The 20428-nt window shown below is 65.1% G+C and carries 15 protein-coding genes and 1 tRNA gene; 3 read left to right on the plus strand and 13 right to left on the minus strand.

What is annotated here, in order from left to right; all coding sequences use genetic code 11:
- Positions 1-464 precede the first annotated feature (464 nt).
- A tRNA-Leu gene (locus tag FFS68_RS08745) sits at positions 465-551 on the plus strand.
- Positions 552-914: 363 nt separating this feature from the next.
- Here the strand turns inward: FFS68_RS08745 and FFS68_RS17850 are convergent.
- The 9 genes from FFS68_RS17850 to FFS68_RS08780 form a co-directional block, all read right to left on the minus strand.
- Positions 915-1193 (minus strand): hypothetical protein, encoded by a 279-nt coding sequence (locus FFS68_RS17850; RefSeq protein WP_171003789.1) that lies wholly within the window; start codon positions 1191-1193, stop codon positions 915-917.
- A 52-nt stretch (positions 1194-1245) separates the two neighbouring features.
- On the minus strand, positions 1246-1383 hold the full coding sequence (locus tag FFS68_RS17855; RefSeq protein ID WP_171003790.1) for a hypothetical protein: 138 nt from the start codon (positions 1381-1383) through the stop codon (positions 1246-1248).
- 7 nt (positions 1384-1390) lie between these two features.
- Positions 1391-2527 carry a Fic family protein gene (locus FFS68_RS08755; protein WP_137752813.1) on the minus strand — a complete coding sequence of 379 codons (1137 nt, stop codon included), beginning with the start codon at positions 2525-2527 and terminating at the stop codon, positions 1391-1393.
- Positions 2528-2686: 159 nt separating this feature from the next.
- Positions 2687-2830 (minus strand): hypothetical protein, encoded by a 144-nt coding sequence (locus tag FFS68_RS17860; protein WP_171003791.1) that lies wholly within the window; start codon positions 2828-2830, stop codon positions 2687-2689.
- A 448-nt stretch (positions 2831-3278) separates the two neighbouring features.
- On the minus strand, positions 3279-4520 hold the full coding sequence (locus FFS68_RS08760) for an MFS transporter (protein ID WP_137752814.1): 1242 nt from the start codon (positions 4518-4520) through the stop codon (positions 3279-3281).
- Between the two features lie 272 nt (positions 4521-4792).
- Positions 4793-7159 (minus strand): TonB-dependent receptor, encoded by a 2367-nt coding sequence (locus tag FFS68_RS08765; protein ID WP_137752815.1) that lies wholly within the window; start codon positions 7157-7159, stop codon positions 4793-4795.
- Complete coding sequence (gene pgmB / locus FFS68_RS08770; protein ID WP_249340092.1) at positions 7153-10137, minus strand: beta-phosphoglucomutase; 2985 nt, start codon at positions 10135-10137, stop codon at positions 7153-7155. Before pgmB ends, FFS68_RS08765 begins: the two co-directional genes overlap by 7 nt.
- 135 nt (positions 10138-10272) lie before the next feature.
- Positions 10273-11280 (minus strand): LacI family DNA-binding transcriptional regulator, encoded by a 1008-nt coding sequence (locus tag FFS68_RS08775; protein ID WP_137752816.1) that lies wholly within the window; start codon positions 11278-11280, stop codon positions 10273-10275.
- Between the two features lie 48 nt (positions 11281-11328).
- Positions 11329-12963, minus strand: a complete 1635-nt coding sequence (locus FFS68_RS08780; protein WP_137752817.1) for a sulfatase-like hydrolase/transferase — start codon at positions 12961-12963, stop codon at positions 11329-11331.
- 123 nt (positions 12964-13086) lie between these two features.
- Here FFS68_RS08780 and FFS68_RS08785 point away from each other — a divergent pair, with 123 nt between their 5' ends.
- Positions 13087-13704 (plus strand): TetR/AcrR family transcriptional regulator, encoded by a 618-nt coding sequence (locus FFS68_RS08785; protein WP_137752818.1) that lies wholly within the window; start codon positions 13087-13089, stop codon positions 13702-13704.
- Here FFS68_RS08785 and FFS68_RS08790 read toward each other — a convergent pair.
- The 3 genes from FFS68_RS08790 to FFS68_RS08800 form a co-directional block, all read right to left on the minus strand.
- Positions 13701-15551, minus strand: coding sequence for an arylsulfatase (locus FFS68_RS08790; protein WP_249340093.1), 1851 nt, complete (start codon positions 15549-15551; stop codon positions 13701-13703). The two genes, FFS68_RS08785 and FFS68_RS08790, sit on opposite strands and share 4 nt — an antisense overlap.
- An 81-nt stretch (positions 15552-15632) precedes the next feature.
- A complete protein-coding gene (locus tag FFS68_RS08795) occupies positions 15633-16424 on the minus strand; it encodes an enoyl-CoA hydratase-related protein (RefSeq protein ID WP_137752820.1) in 792 nt (263 codons plus the stop codon).
- Positions 16421-17197 carry an SDR family NAD(P)-dependent oxidoreductase gene (locus tag FFS68_RS08800; RefSeq protein ID WP_137752821.1) on the minus strand — a complete coding sequence of 259 codons (777 nt, stop codon included), beginning with the start codon at positions 17195-17197 and terminating at the stop codon, positions 16421-16423. Before FFS68_RS08800 ends, FFS68_RS08795 begins: the two co-directional genes overlap by 4 nt.
- A gap of 382 nt (positions 17198-17579) precedes the next feature.
- Between FFS68_RS08800 and FFS68_RS08805 the strand changes: the two genes are divergently transcribed.
- Entirely contained in the window at positions 17580-19163 is a 1584-nt protein-coding gene (locus FFS68_RS08805) for a Na+/H+ antiporter (RefSeq protein ID WP_137752822.1), read from the plus strand.
- Between the two features lie 129 nt (positions 19164-19292).
- On the opposite strand, the gene FFS68_RS08810 is transcribed toward FFS68_RS08805, so the two are convergent.
- Positions 19293-20423: a tyrosine-protein phosphatase gene (locus tag FFS68_RS08810; protein WP_137752823.1), complete on the minus strand. Its 1131-nt coding sequence runs from the start codon at positions 20421-20423 to the stop codon at positions 19293-19295.
- Between the last annotated feature and the right edge of the window lie 5 nt (positions 20424-20428).

Here is a 20428-nt window from a genome sequence, read left to right on the forward strand (position 1 = left end):
GGCGTCGGGGTCGGGGCCGGCGTCGGCGCGGGAATGACGATCACGCCTTCACCCGGCGATGCGACGCCATCGGCACCACAGGCCGCAAGGATGGAACAGGCCACGCCGCTGAGCATGACCATACGAACGCGTGCGAAAGCCGCCATGAAAATCTCCGTTACCGGTGTGCGCTCCCAAATCGGTCGAGCAGCGCCCCTGATGAAAAATCACCGGCGAACGAAGTTTCGCCCCCGGTGACGCCGCCACTAGGGTGATTCGATGACGGTCTGACGCCAGAGCCGTGACATTTGAGTGACTCTTTTGAGTCCGATCGATGACATGCGCCCCGGCGGCGGGGCGGACGCGGCACCGGACCTTCGCACCTGCAAAAATAAATGCGACGAAGCTCGCTTGCATCGCCGGAAAACCTTTGCTAGGCGCCCGCTCCTACCCGGAGCCGGACCCGTTCGGCCCCATCATGATGTGCGGTCGTGGCGGAACTGGTAGACGCGCAACGTTGAGGTCGTTGTGGCCGAAAGGCCGTGGAAGTTCGAGTCTTCTCGACCGCACCAGTCAGTCCTAAGTATTTTGGATAACTCAGTTTTTCTTCAAGCCTGCCCAAAAAGGGCGGGCTTCTGCGCCCGTTTCGAGGCGTCGTTTTCATGCCTGAGGCGAGGGACTGAGATATTGAGCCGCGCGACGCCGGGAATCTGCCCGAAGTCTCCAGCCTGAAAATTCACGCCTCAATGGAATCGAGTGAGTTGCAGTCAGCTCATCATTTAGGATGCTGATCTCAGGACTGCGCGCCGAGTTGCCAGCGACTGACATGTCCGTACAACGAGGATAGCTCACCGCCGCCGGAAAGGCGAGCAATACCAATCTACAAAGCGGAGCCAATCATGCCGAGACGCTTCACACGACAAGAGTTCTACGACTTAGTCTGGTCGAAGCCGATCACGCACATCGCGAAGGATTTCGGGCTGTCCGACGTAGCCATCCACAAGATCTGCAAGAAGAACGGCGTTCCCAATCCACCATTGGGTTATTGGGCCAAGAAGGCCAGCGGAAAGCCCGTCACGCAAACGGCCTTCCAGCACGATCCGGATCTTGTCTTCGGCCGAGAAGTGCCGACGCGTCGCACGCCGGATGTCCTTCACCACCCGCTCCGCAGGAGCCTTGGGCGGCGATTTTTTTAAGGAGGATTTGGGCTTCATCTTCGTTCCTTCGTCACTACGACGAAGCCCAAATCCTCCTTAAATCACAACCTCAAATCTGTGCCATTGGCGCTGACGGCAGACAGACCTGCGCCTGCATCGGCCGCATTCCCAGCTCGTCGGACTTTGTCGACACGCCGGTGTGGGCGGCCTTGAAGGACAGGGCAGGGATGATCTTGTCGTCGGCCATGCGGAAGCTACTTTCGGAAGAGTTCAAGATAGTCGTGGAACAGGAACAGGCGGTTGCGCCGCCCTCCGGTCACTTCCACCAGCACGCCTTGCTCCACCATATCGTTGATCAGCGATGCTGCCGTATTGGTCGTGGTGGAGAGCAACGCCGTCACCGCCTTCACGTCGGTGACAGGCTGAGCATAGAGGTTGCGCATCAATTGCTGTGCATTTTCCTGCCGCCGATGGCTGAAGCGCGGCAGGACTTCGCGCTCAATCCGCTCCTTCAGCGCAAGGATTGCGCGGAAGACGCCCGCCGATCCTCGCGCCGTTTCCTCCACCCCGTGCAGGAAGAAGACCAGCCAGTCGCGTAAGTGGTTCCCCTGACGCACGGCCATCATGTGGTCGACATAGGCGGTCTTGTTTCGCTCGAAATAGTCGGACAGGTAGAGCGCTGGCCTTACCAGCAGCTTTTCCGAGGCGAGGTAGAGCGAGATCATCAGCCGGCCCAATCGCCCGTTGCCGTCAAGGAACGGGTGGATCGTCTCGAACTGGTAGTGGGCGATTGCGATCTTGATCAGCGGGGGCACCATGGCCTCGGCGTTGTGCAGGAACTTTTCGAGGTCGCTCATCAGCTCCGGCACGTGATCGTGGTGCGGCGGCACGAAGACGGCGTTCTTCAGGCTTACCCCAATCCAGTTCTGGCTGATGCGGAATTCGCCGGGCCGCTTGCTTTCACCGCGCACCCCGTCGAGCAGGATGGCGTGGGTATCGCGCAGCAGCCGGTTGGACAGCGGCAAGCGTTCCAGGCTGTCGATGGCGAAGGTGATGGCGCGGATGTAGTTCTGGACCTCGCTCCAGTCGTCACGCACCTCGGGCAGCAGGTCTTCTGCATCCTTGAACGCATCTTCGATGTTGGTCTGTGTGCCCTCTATCCGGCTCGATTGCGTGGCTTCCTTGGCCACGTACATGCGGATGAAGAATTCGATATCTGGGATCAGCTGAGCAAAGGCGTTCAACTCGCCAAGCGCGCGGTCGGCCTGGCCGAGCAGTTGCAAGACCTGCGGGTCGGATATCGTCCAGCCATGATTGACCGGCTCCGGCAGGAAGCTGCGATATTCCAGTTGGGCTTCAAACTGCCCTGCCTGATAGGCTGAAAGCTCCATATCTCAGAAAACGCCTCTCAATCTGCCATTGGGATTTCCATATGTCAGATTCGCGCTGACACAAAGGGCTTGTTTCAGTTTTTGCCCCATTTTCTGATTTATGAATTTCCATATGTCAAAATGGCGCGCCAGCGTTGAGAGCGCCCGAACATGACAGGATCAAGAAGGCGGCTGATCCTTCTCAATCGCCTTTTCGAGCCACTTCGGCAGATCGCCAATCTGCGATGCGAACGTGTTTTCCGGAACATCATGCCAGAACGCAACGATGGCATCGGAGAACTGGTCGAGGTCATCGTCGGTCACGGTGAGGTTTGTATAGTCAGGTGGAAACGCAGCAGCGGTTCGGAGAAATCATCGCGCTTCAGGAATTGCGGGGCATCCTTATGCAGCTTCTCGAACGAAATGCCCTCGCCGTGCTTGTACGCCAGTCCCTGTTCTCATCAGAGATATCGCTGATAAGCCGCCCGCCATTCCCTGTTAGGATCTTCCGAGTTCCCTGTTATTATCGGCAGGGAATTTCGCTCAAAAAGCGCGCAATACTGCGGGTTTCAGGCCGTCATATCACCGAGAAAATCGCCTAAATCGCAAAATTTCCCTGTAAATCGACCACTATCAGGGAATTGTCATGTGAGACCGGTCCGGTGCAGACTGCGTCGCGCACCATTCATCCCCATCGCCGGATGCCAAACAAAAACCCCGAGGCTATGGCCCCGGGGTTGGGATAGCTTTGCCGGTGCGCCGGACCGCTGGGTCAGGCGGGTGCGGCCGCGCCCCCGGCGGCGATCCGGCGGCGCAGCAGGAACAACCCCGCCGCCAAGATCGCGGTCGGCACCAGCATCAGCGTGAACGCGGTCCGCCCGTCGAGATTGGCAAAGATCGCGCCGGTGATGACCGACCCCGTCGTGCCGCCCAGCGCCGAAAACACGACCACCAGCCCCATCAGCGGCGGGTGATTGCGCTTTGGCATCGCGCTGAGCATCACCGAAATGATCGTCGGATAGACCGGCGCCAGGGCAATGCCGATCAACGGGAACAAAAAGGCCGCGGCGGGCGCGTCGGCCCAGCCGTCGATGGCGCCCGGCGCCACCCCCTCGGCCATCGGCAGCACGACAACGATCAGCGCCGCGAGCACCGCGAGGCAGATGTTGAGCACCGGATACCAGTCGAACCGCGCCATCACCGCACCCGCGGCGAACCGCCCGATCGCCAGCGACGCTGCGAACAGGCTCGCCGCCTGCACGCTCATCTGGTGCGGCAGATGCAGCACCTCGTTGTTAAAGGTCGGCAGCCAGGTCGCAATCCCCTGCTCGATCAGCACGAACACAAACGCGCAAAAGACAAAGACGAGGACGAGCGGCAGCGCCGCGAGCCGCAGCATCGCGATAAAGGGCGCAGCGTCGGCCGCCGCCGCAGTATCGCCGTCGGCACCGGGCGCCTCGTCGACCCGCGCCGTCAACAGCAGCAACAGCGCCAGCCCGCACACCCCCGCCAGCACCCAATAGGCGTTCAGCCAGCGCAGCCCCGCAGGGTCGATAAAGGCGCTGAACACCCAATAGGATGACAGCACCCCGACCATGAACATGCCCTCGATCAGGCTGGTCAGACTGGCATGCTGCCGCGCGTCGGCGGTGACCAGGCCGATCAGCGAATAGACGACGACCTTGGCGACCGCAAAGGCGGCGCCGACCATCGCGAAATGCAGCTGCGCCGCCCCGAAACTGCCGAGCAGCGGCATGACGAGACAGGCCAGGATGGCGAGGACGAGCGCGGCGAGCAACGCGTTGCGCAGCCCGAACCGCGGCAAGTAACTCGCGGTCGCGAACGACACGACCGCGATCGTGATATCCTTGAACCCCTCGAGGGTGCTCGCCTCGGGCTTGGTGACGTCGAAACTCGCAATCGACTGCAGGATCACCGTCCCGACGCTGTTGAGCAGCATCGCAAAGGCGACATAGGTCAGGATCAGCGCGGCGATCAGTCGGGTGCGGGCCATGATGCGTCCTTAGGCGAAAGGGGGACGGATGTATCGGGTGCGGTGGGGTGACCCGATCCTCCCCATCGACTTGCGATGGGGAGGTGGCAGCGCGAAGCGCTGACGGAGGGGCAATGGCGCAACGTCCCCGCCCCTCCACCACGCCCTTCGGGCGCGGTCCCCCTCCCCATCGCAAGTCGATGGGGAGGATTTGTCGATCGAACCTTTCCTTGCCCGCCAAAAAAAGAAGGGGTGGCCGCGAAGAGGCCGCGACCACCCAGGGAGGGATGAACTCAGAACCGATACGCCGCGCTGAACCGGAACGACCGGCCCAGGATCGGCCGCGCATTGACCACCTGCCCGCCGGTCTGCCCCAGCGTGCGCGGATCGCCCTCGGTCAATCCGGCCTTGTCGGTCAGATTGTCGGCGGTCACCGCAAATTCCAGCGCGTCGTTGACATCGACCCGCACCCCGGCATCGATCTTGAAATAATGCGGTAGCGACTGGGTGTTCGCGGTGTCGGAGAAACGGTCGCCGACATAGCTGAAGGTCGAATAGAGCGAGACCTTGCTGCCGCCGCCGAATTCGATGTCATAGGACGGCGTCACCCGCCATTGCCACTTCGGCTGGCGCTGCACCCGATTGCCGCTGAGGTCGATCGTCCCGCCGCCCGCAAAGAAATCGCGATATTTGGCGTTCAGCCAGGTTCCCGAAAAAGCGATGGTGAAATTGTCGACCGGGCGCAACTGCCCTTCCAGCTCGATCCCCGTGCTGCGCGCGCCGCCGATGTCGGCGACCGGCGCGCCATTCTGGATCACCGTCGTGACCAGCCCGGTGAACTTGGTGTGGAACAAGGTGGCATAGAGCGACACCGGATCGGTGCGGACTTTCAACCCACCCTCGAAATTGTCGACCCGCGGCGACACGAAAATCCCGTCGCGCAGATTGTCGAAGAAGGGGTTGGTGTTGCCGCGGTTGTAACGGACATAGGCGCCGACCGACGACGAGATGTCGTAATTCAGCCCCGCGGTCCACGACCAGGCACCCTTTTTATACGCGATGGTGCGGAAGGTGCCGTTCAGCACCGCGGTGCCATTGTTGTACAGCGTGTTCGGGTTACCGTCGGTATCGACCCCGAAATTGTTGTTCTCGAGCGTCCCGCTCGCCTTGTAATTCTGGTAACGCACCCCGGCGTCGAACCGCAATTCCGGGGTGATCTGATATTCGTCGGTCGCGTAAAAGGCATATTCGCGGCCGTCATAGGCGGCGTTGACGTTAAAGAACGACCCCTGGGTAAAACCGCGGTCGGTCGCGATCTGGCCGTTCGCCAGCGTCAGGTTGAGCAGCCGCCCATTGTTCTCGGCGGTCAGCAGATGGACATTGCCCAGGTTCCACTGATCATTCGATGAGAAATCGGCAAAATAGGCGCCGACGGTAAGCTTGTTGCTGCCGCGTTCCCATTCGACCGCCAGATCGTTGGTGAAATTCTCGATCTGCTTGCGGACGATCCAGGTGCCGGCTCGGATGACCTGCTGCGTCCCCGCCACCGCCTGCCCGCCGTTGACATAGGTCAGGCTGCCGATCGTGCTGCCCAGCGAGGCGGCATAGGCGTTGGCGGTCGTCGCAGTGCTGGCGGGCACCAGCCCGGTCGTGTCGGCGTCGCCCTTCAGATAGCTCGCGCGGTAGCGCAGTTGCAGGCCGTCGCCGACCTCATAGTCGAAATTGGTGCCAAGGTTGACCAGCCGGGCGCCGCGGCCGTCGGCCAGATTGGCGCGCGTCCCGTCGGGCAAGGTGCTCAGCCGCGTTTCGGGGCCGGCAAGCACCCCCGAACCCAGGTCGATATTGCCGAACTGGCGGACCTTGTCGCCGTCGCGGATCACCGGGATCGGTAGCAGCCACTGGCCGCGATCGTTGAGGTAGCGGGCAAAGACGAGGATCGAACCCTTGTCGAGGTCATGACGGACGTTGGCGGTGATCTGGCCGCCCTTTTCGGCGGTGAAGCGCGGGTCGCGGATGCCATTGCCGCTGGCATAATAGCCGCCGACCATGAAGCTGGTGTTCTCACCGAGCGGGCCGGAGAGCAGCATGTCGCCGCGCAGGTCGCCATAATCGGTGATGCTGGCCTTCACCAGACCCTCAAAATCACGGCCGCCTTCCTTCTGGACAAAGTTGACGGTCAGCCCCGGCTGGCCGTTGCCGAACAGCGCGCCGGTGCCGCCGCGCACCGCCTCGACCCGCTCGATCGTCTCGTCGATGCGGATCAGCTGGGTATTCTCGAGGAACGACAGCGTCGGCGGCGAGAAAAAGGGCACTCCTTGCACGGTCAGCGTGACGAATTCGGCGTCGCCGCCCGACGGATAGCCGCGCACGAAGATGTTGGCGCCGTTCTGGCCGCCCGAACTTTCGGCCGACACGCCGGGGATGACCTTGAACAGGTCGGCGGTGCTGTTTGGCGCCGCGCGATCGATCGCTTCGGCGTTGATGCTGGTGATCGCGAACGCCGCGTCCTGGCGGTTGATGCCGCCGCCGGCGGTGCCGGTGACGATGATTTCCTCATTGGCCGCCGCCGCGTCGTCGGGCTGAGGCGTTTCCTGGGCGAAAGCCGTGGTCGGCAGCGCCAGCAGCGCGATCGACGACAGCAGATAAGTCCTCTTCAACATGGCATATCCTCCACTTTACCTGTTCTGGTTGATCGGTTTCCCCGCCCCGCCGCTGCCTGTTCTGCTGACAGGATCTGGCCGAGCGAAAGGTCGCCGATGGCGGGAACGTTCAGGTCGGCATCGGGCAGCGCCTCTTCTGACCCGATGCCAATGGCCACCATGCCCGCCGCATGGATGGCCGCAATTCCGGCGCGCGCGTCTTCGACGCCAATACAATCGCCCGGGGACAGGCCCATACCGGCGGCACAGGCCAGAAAAATGTCGGGCGCCGGCTTGGCGTTCGGCACCGCGCCGGCATCGGCGATGAAATCAAACCCGTCGGCGATGCCCAGCAGGCGCACGACGTCGCCCGCGTTGCGGCTCGCCGACGCCAGCCCGATCTTCAGCCCCGCGGCGCGCAGCGCGCCAAACAGTTCGGTCACCCCGGCGAACAGATTGGCGGGCGAATAATCGGCCAGCCGCGCGCGATACGCCGCGTTCTTTTCGGCCAGCATCGCATCGAACATATCGGGCGCGACATCGGCCGCGGCCTGCCCCAGGATCAGCCGTAGCGACCCGGCGCGGTCGACGCCTTTCAGCGCATGGTTCGCCTCGCGGTCGAACGCAAAGCCGTGGCGGTCGGCGAGCGCCTGCCACGCCTGATAATGATCCTCGGCGGTGTCGGTCAGCACCCCGTCGAGATCGAAGATCACACCCTTCAGCGCCGGGCGCGCCAAGGTCACGCGATCGCTGCCGACACGAAGCGGGCGGCCATGATCGAGGACGTCGATCGGCGCCCCCGCCACCAGGCGATAGGTGCAACCCGCGCGATCGACCGCCAGCTCGATCGTGCTGCCGCGCCATTGCAGGCGAAAGCGATAGCCGGTCCATGCCGCAGGCAGCTGCGGCCGGAACGACGGCACCGCGCCATCGAGCCGTAGCCCGCCCCACCCCTGCGCCAGCACCAGCCAGCTTCCCGCGAGCGCCGCCATATGCAGCCCGTGCGAAGTGTTGCCATGGCGATCCTCCAGATCGACAAAGGCACATTCGCGCAGGAAAGCGAGCGCCGCCGCCTCGTCGCCCAGCCGCGCCGCGGCAATCGCGAACGACACCGACGACAGCGTCGAATCATGCGTGGTGACCTGGGCATAATAGTCGAAATTGCGCCGCTGCCGCGACAGCGGCATCGCGGTCAGGTCCATCGCCATCGCCTGAACGACATTGCCCTGTTTCGCGACCTGATGGCGAAACAGGATCATCGGGTGATAGCGCATCAGCAACGGCCCATGGCCATCGCCGGACGCCAGCCCCGGCAGTTTGGGGCGGCCCAGAAACGCGTCGTCCTGCGGATTGACGCCCAGTTCGGCATCGACTGGCAGCCACATCGCCGCCGCCGCGCGGCGCCATTCGGCCACTTCGGCGTCGTCGACATCGGCGGCGGCCGACCCGGCACCGACGCTGCCGCGCAGCCAGTCCGCGGTGTCGGCGGCATAGGCCAGATGGCGGCGCGCGATCGCGTTGGTATAAAAATCATTGTCGACCAGCGCCGAATATTCGTCGGGTCCGGTCACCCCATGGATGCAAAAGGCGCCGCCGCGCCGCGGATCGAACGCCCCGATCTCCATCCAGATGCGCGCGGTGTCGAACAGCATCGGCGCGGCCTGGCTGCGGAAATCATCGTCGCCGGTCGCTGCGACATACAGCGCCAGCGCATAGGCGATGTCGCCGTTGATATGATATTGCGCCGACCCCGTCGGATAGTGCGACGAACATTCGTCGCCGCCGATCGTCCGCCATGGATAGAGTGCGCCGCGCGTGTGGCCGAGTGCCTTTGCATGCGCCCGCGCCCGGTCGAGCTTGGCGATGCGATACGCCAGCAGGGTGCGCGCCTTGGCGGGCGCCTGCAGTGCCAGCACCGGCAGCATGAAGGTTTCGGCGTCCCAGAAATAATGGCCCTCATAGCCCTCGCCGGTCAGCCCCTTGGCGCCGATGCTGTGGCCCGGATCGCGGCTCGCCGACTGGTGGAGCTGGAACAGGTTAAAGCGCAGCGCCGCGGCGAGCGCGTCGTCGCCGTCGATCGCCAGCCCGGCATGGTCCCACAGCTGCCCGGCCGCCGCGCGCTGGCGCTCGGCGATGGCATCGAAACCGGTCGCAACACCATCCAGCGCGGCGAGATCGACCGGGCGGCCGCGCGAGCTGGCTAGCGCGACCACCCGGTCGATCGTCAGGACGCCGCCGGCGACCAGCTCGCTCTGCACGACATGTCCTGCGTGGGCCGCGGCGACCGGCGCGGCGGGACAGGTGACATGCTGTGAATAGGCAAGCTCGACGGCGTCCTGCGCGAACCGGGTGACCGACGACGGGTCGCCCGGCAGGGGGGAAAGGATCGTCCACGCCGGGCGCAGCCGCGCCGAAATGCGCGGGTCATCGGCTTCGGCGCCGGCCGGCACGGCGCTGTCGGCGCCATAGGTCAGCGTCGCCGCGACCGCGCCGCCGAAATCGAGCGGCCGGATATGGATACGCGACGCAACGCACGCCGCGCCCGCCAGCGGCACGATGCGCTCGGCGGCAATCTCCAGGCTGCGTCCATCGGCCAGCCGCCAGCGCGTTACGCGGCGCAGCGTACCGGCGGCAAGATCGAGCGTGGTTTCGGTGTCGGCAACTTCAGCGGCGGCAAAATCGACCGGCGCGCCGTCGATCGACAGGCGCAGCAGCACCGGGCTGGGGCACGCGATCCGCGTATCGGTCGCGGTCGCATAGCCCGGGAAGCTTTCGTGATACTCGATCGGGCGGCGGACATAGGCATCGGGCAGATAGGCCGCCGGCGCCGACGCCCGTTCGTCGATCACCCCTTCGACGCCGACCAGCCCGTTCGCCAGCGCAAACAGCGCCGCCGCCTGCGCCCCAATGGCATCGCTACCGCGCCGGACCAATTGCATCGTCCCGGCGTCGCGCAGCGCCGACGGCATGACATCAGGGGTTTGTTCGGAAATCGCCACCGCATCCTCATCCCGGCACGGGCTGCTCGGCCCCCGCTCTGAAATGCGGTTTCCCGCAAAATGGTATCGATGTCAAGGTATCGATACCATTTTGCATTTCATGTCATGCTACGTGGCACTTTCGTCCACTTCCGGCTAACTCTCGCGGATGATCAATTCGACCGGCATCGCCCGCGAATCCACGGCTTTTCCGGCCACCAAGTCGAGCACCTTCTGCGCCAGCAGCTCGCCGCCCACCCCCCAATCCTGACGGATGCTGGTCAGCGGCGGCGAAAACAATCCCGCCCCCGGCGAATCGTCGAATCCGACGACCGACACCGCATCGGGAACATCATGCCCCCGCGCCCGCAGCGCCTCGATCGCCCCCATCGCGATCGCATCGCTGCTCGCAAAAATACCATCAAAGCCCGGCGCCGTGCCACCCAGCAACGGCGCCACCGCCTCGCGCCCCGCCGCGACAGTGAAGGCGCAGGGGATATTGGCGACGATGGCGGCATCCGACCCGGCGAGCCCGGCGCGAAAGCCGTTCAGCCGGTCCTCGGCCTCGCCATGCTCGGCATCGCCCAGGAACAACAGCCGCCGCCGTCCGCGCCCGACCAGATATTCGGCCGCGAGTCGGCCCCCTTCGCGATTGTCGCTGCCGACGACGATGCGTTCGGGCGGCCCATGCTCGGCGCCCCAGACCACATAGGGCAGCCCCGTCGCCTCGATCACCGCCGCGGCATCGTCATGCACCCCCTGCCCCAACAGGATCACGCCGTCGGCCGACGGCGGCGCCTGCGAAAACAGGTCGATCGTGGTCAGCACCATATTCTGCCCCGCCGCGGTCAGTTCCTGCAGGATGCCGCCGAGCAACAGCAAAGGATAAGGCTCGCTCATCAACCGTTCGTGCGATGGCGTCATCTCGATGACCACGGCGATCGTCCGCGTCCGCTGTTGCCGCAGGTTGCGCGCCGATACGTTGAGCCGGTACCCCATGCGCTCGGCGGTCTCGCGGATCAGCGTCCGGGTGCTGTCCTTGACCGTCGACTGGTTCGACAGCGCGCGCGACACCGTAATCTTGGCAATGCCCAGTTCCTTCGCGATATCCGCCATCGTCGGTCGCGCGTTGCCGCCGCTATGGGAACCGGTGCCACTTGCCATCCCTGCCCCTTAACGCGCCGCGCCGATGTTTCACAAGGGACTAGGGGTTCAGTTCGTCCAGTAGATATAATCCTGCCCATTCCGCCACGCGGCATTCAGCGGGACGTCGATCCGCACCGGCCCCTCGACCAGCCCCGGCCAGATCGGGTTGGCCATGTCCTCATTCTGCGCCTCGATCATTGCACGCAACGTCGCGACGCGCCCAGGGTCGGCGGCCGCAAGGTCGTGGCGCTCGGTCGGGTCGGCCGCAAGATTGTAGAGGCGCGCCTGTTCGGGTCGCTTGGTGAGCTGCAATTTCCAGTCGCCGGCGCGGACCGCGCGATAATCGCCCGATCGCCAGAACATCGCCGGGCGCTTCGCCGGGCCGGCCAAGATATTCTCGCTGTCGATCGGGCGGTCCTGCGGCACCACCGCCCCCGCCGCCGCCGCGATCGTCGCAAAGATGTCGAGATGCCCGGTAACGTCGGCGCGCTGCGTCCCCGGCGTAATCCCGACGGGCCAGCGCATGAACAGCGGGGTGCGGATCCCGCCTTCAAAGAAGGTCGCTTTCCAGCCGCGGAAGGGCGCGTTCAGATTTTCGATGCCATTGTACCAGGCGCCGCCATTGTCGCTGGTGAAGATGACCAGCGTATTGTCGTCGATCCCCTGCTCTTTCAACGTCGCCATCACATCGCCGATGCGCCGGTCGAGCTGCGCGATCATCGCGCCATAGACGCGCGTCTTGTGATCCTTGATCTGCGGCAGCTTGTCATGGTCTTCGCGCGTCGCCTGCAGCGGCGTGTGCGGCGCGTTGAAAGCGAGGTACATGAAGAACGGCCGGTTGCGATTGGCCTCGATCGCGCGGATCGCCTCGTCGGCGAAATAGTCGGTCATATGGCCGCGCGGGCCAAAGCGCCGGCCGCCGTTGAAGGTCACCGCGTGGCGCAAATTCGCCCACAGGAAACGATCGATCGGATCCCAGGGCAGCTTCGCATTGACGACGCGCGGATCATCCTCGGCCATGAACATCGCGCCGCCCGCCAGGATCGCGAGGCTTTCGTCGAAACCCTGCGCTTGCGGTTGCAGCGCGGGCGCCTCGCCCAAATGCCATTTGCCGATGTGCAGCGTGCGATACCCCGCTGCCTTCACCGCCTCGGCAATCGTCACCTCGCTCGCCGGGACGCCCATGGCCGGATAGTCGGGGATGTCGGGCGTGATCAGCTCGCGATGAAAAATCGCCCGATGCGGCCCCACGCCCTCGCCATGCGCCAGATTTTCGGCGAGCTCCACCGGCACCGCGGTAAATTCAAAGCCGAAGCGCGTCGGATAACGCCCCGTCATCATCGCCGCGCGCGAGGGCGAGCAGGTCGCATTGGCGGCGTAGGCGGCGGTGAAATTGACCCCTTCGCGCGCCAGTGCGTCGATATTCGGGGTCTGGACGATCCCGCCCGCGACGCCGCCGCCGTTCAGGCTGATGTCGTTATACCCCAGATCGTCGGCGACGATCAGAATGATGTTCGGCGGCCGTGGGCCCGCGGGCGCCTTGACCGGCCCTTGCTGCCAGCGCACCGCGCGGTTCGGCACCACCGGATCGCGCCAGTCCTGCACGATGCCTGGCAAACGATATTTGTTCGCCTGATACCCCCAAGTGCCGCCCGCGGCCAACGCCGCGACAACGCCCGCGGCAATCCATCGCCTCTTCATGGCCATCCCCACCCCATGCCATCGATATTATGACACTATATGTGTCACTATATCGACGGCGGCGCAAGATCGTGCGACACGTGCCCATTGACCCCGGCGCCAAGCTGGGCCAGCGAAGGGGCGATGACCAAGGCGGCAACCAAATCGATTGCGACAAAGGTCGAACCCGCGCGGATCGACGGGCGGCGCGAACGCGGCCGGTCGAGCCACAAGCGCATCGTCGAGGCGATGATGGAGCTGATCGTCGCGGGCGACCTGGCGCCCAGCGCGGCGCGCGTCGCCGAAGAGGCGGGCATCGGCCTGCGTACCGTGTTTCGCCATTTCGACGACATGGACTCGCTCTACGCCGAAATTACCGCGACGATAACCGAACAGGTGATGCCGATCGTCGCCGCGCCCTATCCCGACCAGGATTGGCGCGCCAATGTCCGCGACATGGTGCGGCGCCGCGTCGGCGTGTTCGAAGCGACACTGCCCTTTCGCCTCGCCGCCAATATCAAACGCTACCAGTCGCCCTTTCTGATGGGGCAATATGGCAAGGTGGTGATGCTCGAACGCGAGCTGCTGCTACGCCTGCTGCCCGGCGCGGTGCAGTCCGACCGCATCAATATTGAGGCCTTGTGCGCCGCGCTCTCGTTCCAAAGCTGGCGCGCGCTGCGCCACGACCAAGGTTTGTCGGCGGAGGAAGCGGGAACGGTAACGATGCACATGGCCGAAACGTTGATGGCGACGATGCCCTAGGGCCTGTCCGGCTTCGCTGCAGCAAGACGGCGCGCGCGGCGTCGGCGGCGCCGGTGCCAGACAAAAGCTGAAAGCAGCAGGACGATCCCGCCGGCCCACAGGCCCAGCCGGATCAGGCGTTTGCGACCCTGTTGTTCAAAGGCATAACGATTGATCTGTTCGTCGGCGGTGTAGCCCGCGGGCATGGCGAGCACGCCGTTCGCTTTGGCATAGGCGCGGTAGTCGGCCAGCATTGCCGCGAAGCGATCGGGCATCGCGGCGGCCAGATCGCGCGTTTCGCCCGGATCGTTTCTGAGATTGTAGAGCCGCCATTTGCCGTCGCCGGTCGGCGCCAGATTGCGGACCAGCTTATAATCGCCGCGGAACAGCGCGGCGTTGCCCGACAATTCATACCCCAGCGGCGCGTCGCCATGGACGCTGGCGACCTGGCCGGTCAGCGCCGGCACCAGGCTGCGCCCGGTCACCGGTTCGACTGCCTTGCCCTGCCACGCGCCGCCATGGCCGGGCACGCCCGCCAATTCGGTCAGCGTCGGCACGATGTCGGTCACATGCGCGAGGCCGTCGCTGACGCCGCCCGCGCGCAGCGCCGCATTGCCCGGCCAGGCGATGATCAGCGGCACGCGCAATCCGCCTTCGGTCGCACTGAATTTATAGCCCGACAGCGGCGACGCCGCGGCGCTCGCCCAGCCCGGCCCAATCGCCGCAAAGCTGCCGCGGCGGCCGATGTTCGCGGTGCTCAAATCATATTCCATGTCCAGGAACAGCCGGTTGCGTCGGCTGCCAAACGGATTGGTCGGCTCAGCGCCATTGTCCGACAGGAACACAAAGACCGTCTTGTCGTAGTCGCCGGTCGCTTTCAGATGTGCAACCAGCCGCCCCACCTCGCGGTCCATCGCGGTCGCCATGCCTGCATAAGCCTGCATCACCCGCACCGCGGCGGCGCGTTCGTCGGCCTCGAGTTTGTTCCAGTCGGGGGTCGTCGGCATCGTCACCATCGGCACTCCGGCGGGAACAATGCCCAGCGCCGCGGCCCGCCTCGCCCGCGCCGCGCGCAGCACAGTCCAACCGTCCTTGTACAGCGCCGCATAGCGCGCGATGTCGCTGTCGGGCGCCTGCACCGGGATATGATTGGCGAGGAAGTTGATCGAGGCGAGGAAGGGCTTGCCGCTGGCGCGGTCCGCCTCGACATAATCGATCATCTTCTCGACGACGAAGCGCGACGAATAATAATCCTTGGGGAGCGTCGCGGGCTTGCCATTCTCGGTCCACGCCGCGCTGTCGTACATGCCCTCGATCGGGCGCTGCTCGAAATTGTCGGCGCCGGCATCGGCCAGACTGTACGCCCGGTCATAACCCCGCACGTGCGGCAGGCGCGTCGCGTCGCTGCCCAGATGCCATTTGCCGGTAAAATAGGTGCGATAACCCGCCGCCTTCAGCAATTGCGCGATGGTCACGACGCGGTGGTTCATCACCGTATCGTATCCGGGCTTGCCGCGATGCTCGTCGGGGATGGTTTCGGGCATGTTGCCCAACCCGTTGCGGTGGTTCATCACCCCGGTCTGGAGCATCGCCCGCGTCGGCGAGCAGGATCCGGCGACATGGAAGTTGGAAAAACGCGTCCCCGCATAGGCCAGCGCGTCGATGTTCGGGGTCGCGAATTCGGCGCCGAACGCACCGACGTCGCTGAACCCCCAATCGTCGGCGAGCAGGATGACGATGTTGGGCGGGCGCGGTGGCGCCGATTTCGGCTGTCCCTGCACCGGCGTCGCGACCAGCAGCGCGCCGCATGCAAAGATGGCAGTGCGCCGGAACCGGCCCTTGCGACCCGGCACCTTGGTGGTCCTCACGCGCACTGCCATCGCCCCCTCCCCCCGGGATACTGGCACTTACTATGCCAATATATCGGCGAGTCAATATCGAGGCGCGGGCTATCGTTCGCGATAGTCGGGGGCGCGTTTTTCAAGGAACGCCGCCAAGGCTTCGCGATGATCTTCGGTCGCCGACAGGATCACCTGCTGACGGTCCTCGATCGCCATCGCGGCATCGAGGCTCTGGGCATCGATATTGAGGTTCAACGCCTGTTTCGACAGCCGCAGGCCGTGCGGGCTCGTCGCGAGCATCTCGTCGGCGAGCGCCAGCCCGCGGTCCAGCAGAGCCTCCTCGTCGACGATCTCGCTGACCAGCCCGGCGCGCAGCGCCCGCTCGGCATCGATGAAGCGCCCGGTCAGGATCATCTCGGCAGCCAGACTCGCACCGACCAGCCGCGGCAGGAAATAGCTCGACGCCATATCGCAGCCGCCCAGTCCGATGCGGATATAGGCGGCGTTGGCGCGCAGCGACGGCGCGGCGTAGCGCACGTCCGACGCCAGCAGCAGCGACAGCCCGCCGCCGCACGCGGCGCCATGGCCCAGCGCGATGATCGGCTGCGGACAGGCGCGCATCTTGCGATAGATATTGCCGATGCGGGTCTGGGTGCGCAGCGTGCGGAGAACCGGCGTTTCGTCGCTCGACCGGTCCTCCTGAATGTCGAGCCCGGCGCAGAAGCCGCGCCCCGCGCCGCGCAGGATGACGACGCGCACCTCGGGGCGATCGGCGAGTCCGCCGAAATAGGCGTTGAGTTCGTCGACCAGTCCTTCGTTCAGCGCATTGAGCCGGGCTGGCCGGTTGAGCGTCGCGATCTCGACCGCACCGCGCGCTTCAATCAGCAGGTCATCGGTCACAGGCACTGCCCGTCATCGACGGTGATCACGCTGCCCGTCACGCCGATCGACGCATCGGACGCCAGAAACAGCAACGGCGCGTGCAAGTCCGTCGCGGGGCGCGTCCGCTGACGCGGAAAGCTGGCGACCAGCGCCTTGCCGACGTCGCTGGCGAGCATGTCGCCGGTCATTTCCGATTCGAAATAGCCGGGCTGGATGATATTGACGTTGATGCCGCGCCGCGCCCATTCGCGCGCCAGGCTGCGCCCCAGATGGCGCACCGCGGCCTTGGTGGCGCCATACATCGACGATGCCGGATAGATTTTCTCGGCGGTGATCGAACCAATCAGGATGATCCGGCCATGCCCCTTTTCGCGGCTGCCCGCCTTGTCGAGGCGCTTCGCGCCTTCGCGCGCGGTCAGGAAGACACCGCGCAAATTGGCGGCGAGCAAAGCATCGACCTCGTCGATGTCGAGTTGCATCGCCATCTTCTCGGTCGCGACCCCGGCATTGGCGATGATCGTGTCGACCGTCCCGAACGCGGCTTCGGCGGCGTCATAGGCGGCAATGGTTGATGCTTCGTCAGTGACGTTCATGGTCACCGCGGCCGCCTGCCCGCCCGCTGCCTCGATCGCGGCAACCTGCTCGGCCAATTTGTCGGCGCGACGTGCCGCTAGCACGACCTTTGCGCCAGCGGCAGCAAGCACTTTCGCAAAACCCGCCCCCAGGCCCGACGATGCACCGGTGACCAGCGCCACCCGACCGGAAAGATCGAACTTCGGTTGCTCGGCCATCATGCGTCCTTTTGTTGCTCCCCCCGGTCTTGGCCATGATTGACGTTAACGTCAACCGAGAGGCGCTTCTCAAAAAAGTGAGGGGATTGGGTTGACGAACGGCATTTGTTCTCTTAATGTTCCCCTGTCGACGCCAAACCTCATCCCCCGTCGCAGCCGCCAAGCGTGGCGGGCGGGGGATAAAGGTTTCACCCTTTGCCCCAAAACCGAGATGTGCGGCTGTTGCCTGGGCGCGGCGCTGGCGCTCGAATTCTCTCCCCTCGCGCTATTGCATTGATCGCCGTGACAATCGGCGGCAAAGGTGGCGCCGGATTTTGCGGACTGTCGAGGGGGCTCATCATGGCATCATCACCCGGCGCCTTCGCCGATCGGACCTGAACCGATGCACGCGGTCGAAACCTTCGAACTGGTGCTCGGGCTGCTAGCGCTCGTGATCGCGCTGCACTGGCTGGCGCTCAAGCTGCACTGGCCGCCCGCGACCGCACTCCTCGTCGGTGGCGGTGCGCTCGCTTTCATTCCCGGCCTGCCGACGATCTCGCTCGACCCTGAACTGGCGCTCGTTCTGTTTCTGCCGCCGTTGCTGATGGACGGCGCCTATTACACCGCGCTCGGCCGCTTCCGCCGCCATTTGCCCGGCATCTTGTCGCTCGCGGTGGGCGCGGTCGTGTTTACCACGCTGATCGTCGGGGTGGTGGTGCACTGGATCCTTCCCGAGCTGCCGTGGGCCGCCTGCTTCGCGCTCGGCGCCATCGTCTCGCCGCCCGATGCCGTGTCGGCGCGCGCGGTGCTGAAGGGCGTCCATCTGCCGCGCCGGCTCGAAGCCTTGCTCGAGGGCGAAAGCCTGCTCAACGATGCGACCGGGCTGACCTTGTTCCGCTTTGCCGTCGCCGCCACGCTGAGCGGGGTTTTCCATACCGGCGAGGCGGTGCAGAGCTTTGCCGTCGTCGCGGTCGGCGGCGCGATCGTCGGCGCCGCGGTCGGCGCGGTCTGGCTGTTCCTCGCGCGCCGCCTGCGCGACCGGATGCTCGTCGTCCTCATCACCCTGTCGCTGTGCTGGGCGGCGTATATTGCGGGCGAGGCGGTGCATGTGTCGGGCGTCATCGCGACCGTCGCCGCGGGGCTGGTGATGGGGTGGTACCAGCATGTCGTGCTGTCCGCCGACGTCCGGCTGCTCGGCAGTTCGGCGTGGCAGATCATGGTCTTCCTGCTTGAAGCGCTGGTGTTCATCCTGATCGGCTTTTCGCTGCGCGGGGCGCTCGATCGGATCGGCGGGATCGATGCGATTCCGCCGTCGATGGTGGCTGTGGTGGTTGCGGTGGTCGTCACCGTTGCGGTCGCCCGCTTCATCTGGGTGTTCGGGTCAGAAGGCCTTCTCGCGATAGCGCAGAAGGTCGGCGTCGAGCGCGCCCGCCCGCTCGGCTGGCGACAGGCCACGGTGCTGAGCTGGGCCGGAATGCGCGGCGTCGTGACGCTGGCGGTACCACTGACCCTGCCCACCGATATGCCCGGCCGCGACCTGATGCTGATCTGCGCCTTTGCCGTCATTTTCGTCACCGTCGTGGCGCAGGGGTCGAGCCTGGGCTGGGTCATCCGCAAGATTGCCCCGGTCGATGCCGATCCGCCCGCCAAAATGGCGATGCCCGCCGCCGAAGCCGCGATGGCGCGGGCGCGGAGCGCGGTCATCGAAAAGCTCGCTTACGCCCCCGACGGCACGCTCATCCACCCCCAGATGCTCGAGGAGCATCGCAAGCGTATGCGGTTCATGGAGCGGTACGAGGCCGACGCCGCCGCCGCGATGGACGATTTGCGCCCGCATTTCGACGTCTTGCTGCAAGCGATCGCCGCCGGCCGCGCCGAGCTGATCCGCATCCACCGCGCGGGCCATATCGAGGACGAGGTGCTCCACGAACTCGAACGCGACCTCGACATCGAAGAGATGGCGATCACCTTCCAGCGCGGCGAATAGGGCGGGAAACTGACACCGGCTGGCTGGCTGGGACGGCAGAGAGTGCCGATGGTAAATTCATGCTTCGGTGATTTTTGGATGAGCCCCAAACGCGCCCAACGCGAAGGTCCCGAACGCCAAATCGGTCGGCTATTGCGGCACGCCAGCCAGCAACGTCATGCGTAGCCGGTCGATCGCGGCATCATCGAGACCAAGCCCCTCGCGAACATAACGGTCGAACGAGCCATAGCGTTTATCGACTTCGGCAAAGGCCGCCTCGATATAGGCGGTGCGCACGCCGAGCACCGGCTCGAGATTCTCGCGCGCGATTGGCGTCGACGCGCTTCCGGCCGCGGCGAGGATGGCCTCGTTCTTGGCGCGCAGATAATCGTTGCTCGCGAGATAATCGGCCATCACCGTTTCGCGCGGGACGCCAAGGATCGTCAGGATCACGGCGGTAGCCCAGCCCGTGCGGTCCTTGCCCGCCGTACAGTGATAGAGAGTCGGCCCGGCGTCTTCGGCGCCGATCCGGCCGAGCAACGCGCTATAGGCGGCCCGTGCGCTGTCCAACGAGACGAATTCGCGATTGGCCTCGGTCAGCATCGCGGCGCCCTTGCCGGTGTTGATCAACGTCATCGCCTGACGCATGTCGCCGCCAAGCCCGTGGCTGTCGGCGGCGACATCGAGCACGAGATGATCGGCACCCGCGGGCAGACGATCGGGTTCGCGGCTGCGTTCGGTTGCCGTCCGCAGGTCGGCGACGAGTGCGATCCTAAGGTCGCCCATCGCGCCGAGGTCGTTATCGCTCAGCCGGTCGAGCTGGTCCGAACGGTAGAGCATCCCCATCTTCACCCAACGGCCATCGGTCGTGCGGTAGCCGCCGATGTCGCGCAAATTGGGGATCGTCTTAAGGTAAAGCCCGCGGTCCGCGATGACCAGCGGCGCGCCTCGATCGGGAACGAGCGCGAAAAACCAGCGCTTGCCGGGCGCAAGGCCGGAAACGCGGATACTGCCCGCTGCATCCCCCTGCCCCACCGGCTTCGTCCGGTCGCTCACCGCGACATCGGTGCCCGCATAAACCCTGACCTGACCCGCGCCCGGCGCGGACCAGCTGATCGTGCCATCCGCCGATACGGTGGCGGCGATGAAGGGAATGACGCCCGGCTGTTCGGCAACCGCGCCGGCGCCCGGCTGCTTGCCGACCGTCGCACATGCCGGCAGCGTCAGGACCAGCGCGGCTGCAAGAGCCGCCCGCCACATCCGATGATCGTCATTCCGCATTTTCA

Origin of the sequence: Sphingopyxis sp. L1A2A (genome assembly GCF_005502465.1) — a bacterium.
Lineage (GTDB): Bacteria > Pseudomonadota > Alphaproteobacteria > Sphingomonadales > Sphingomonadaceae > Sphingopyxis.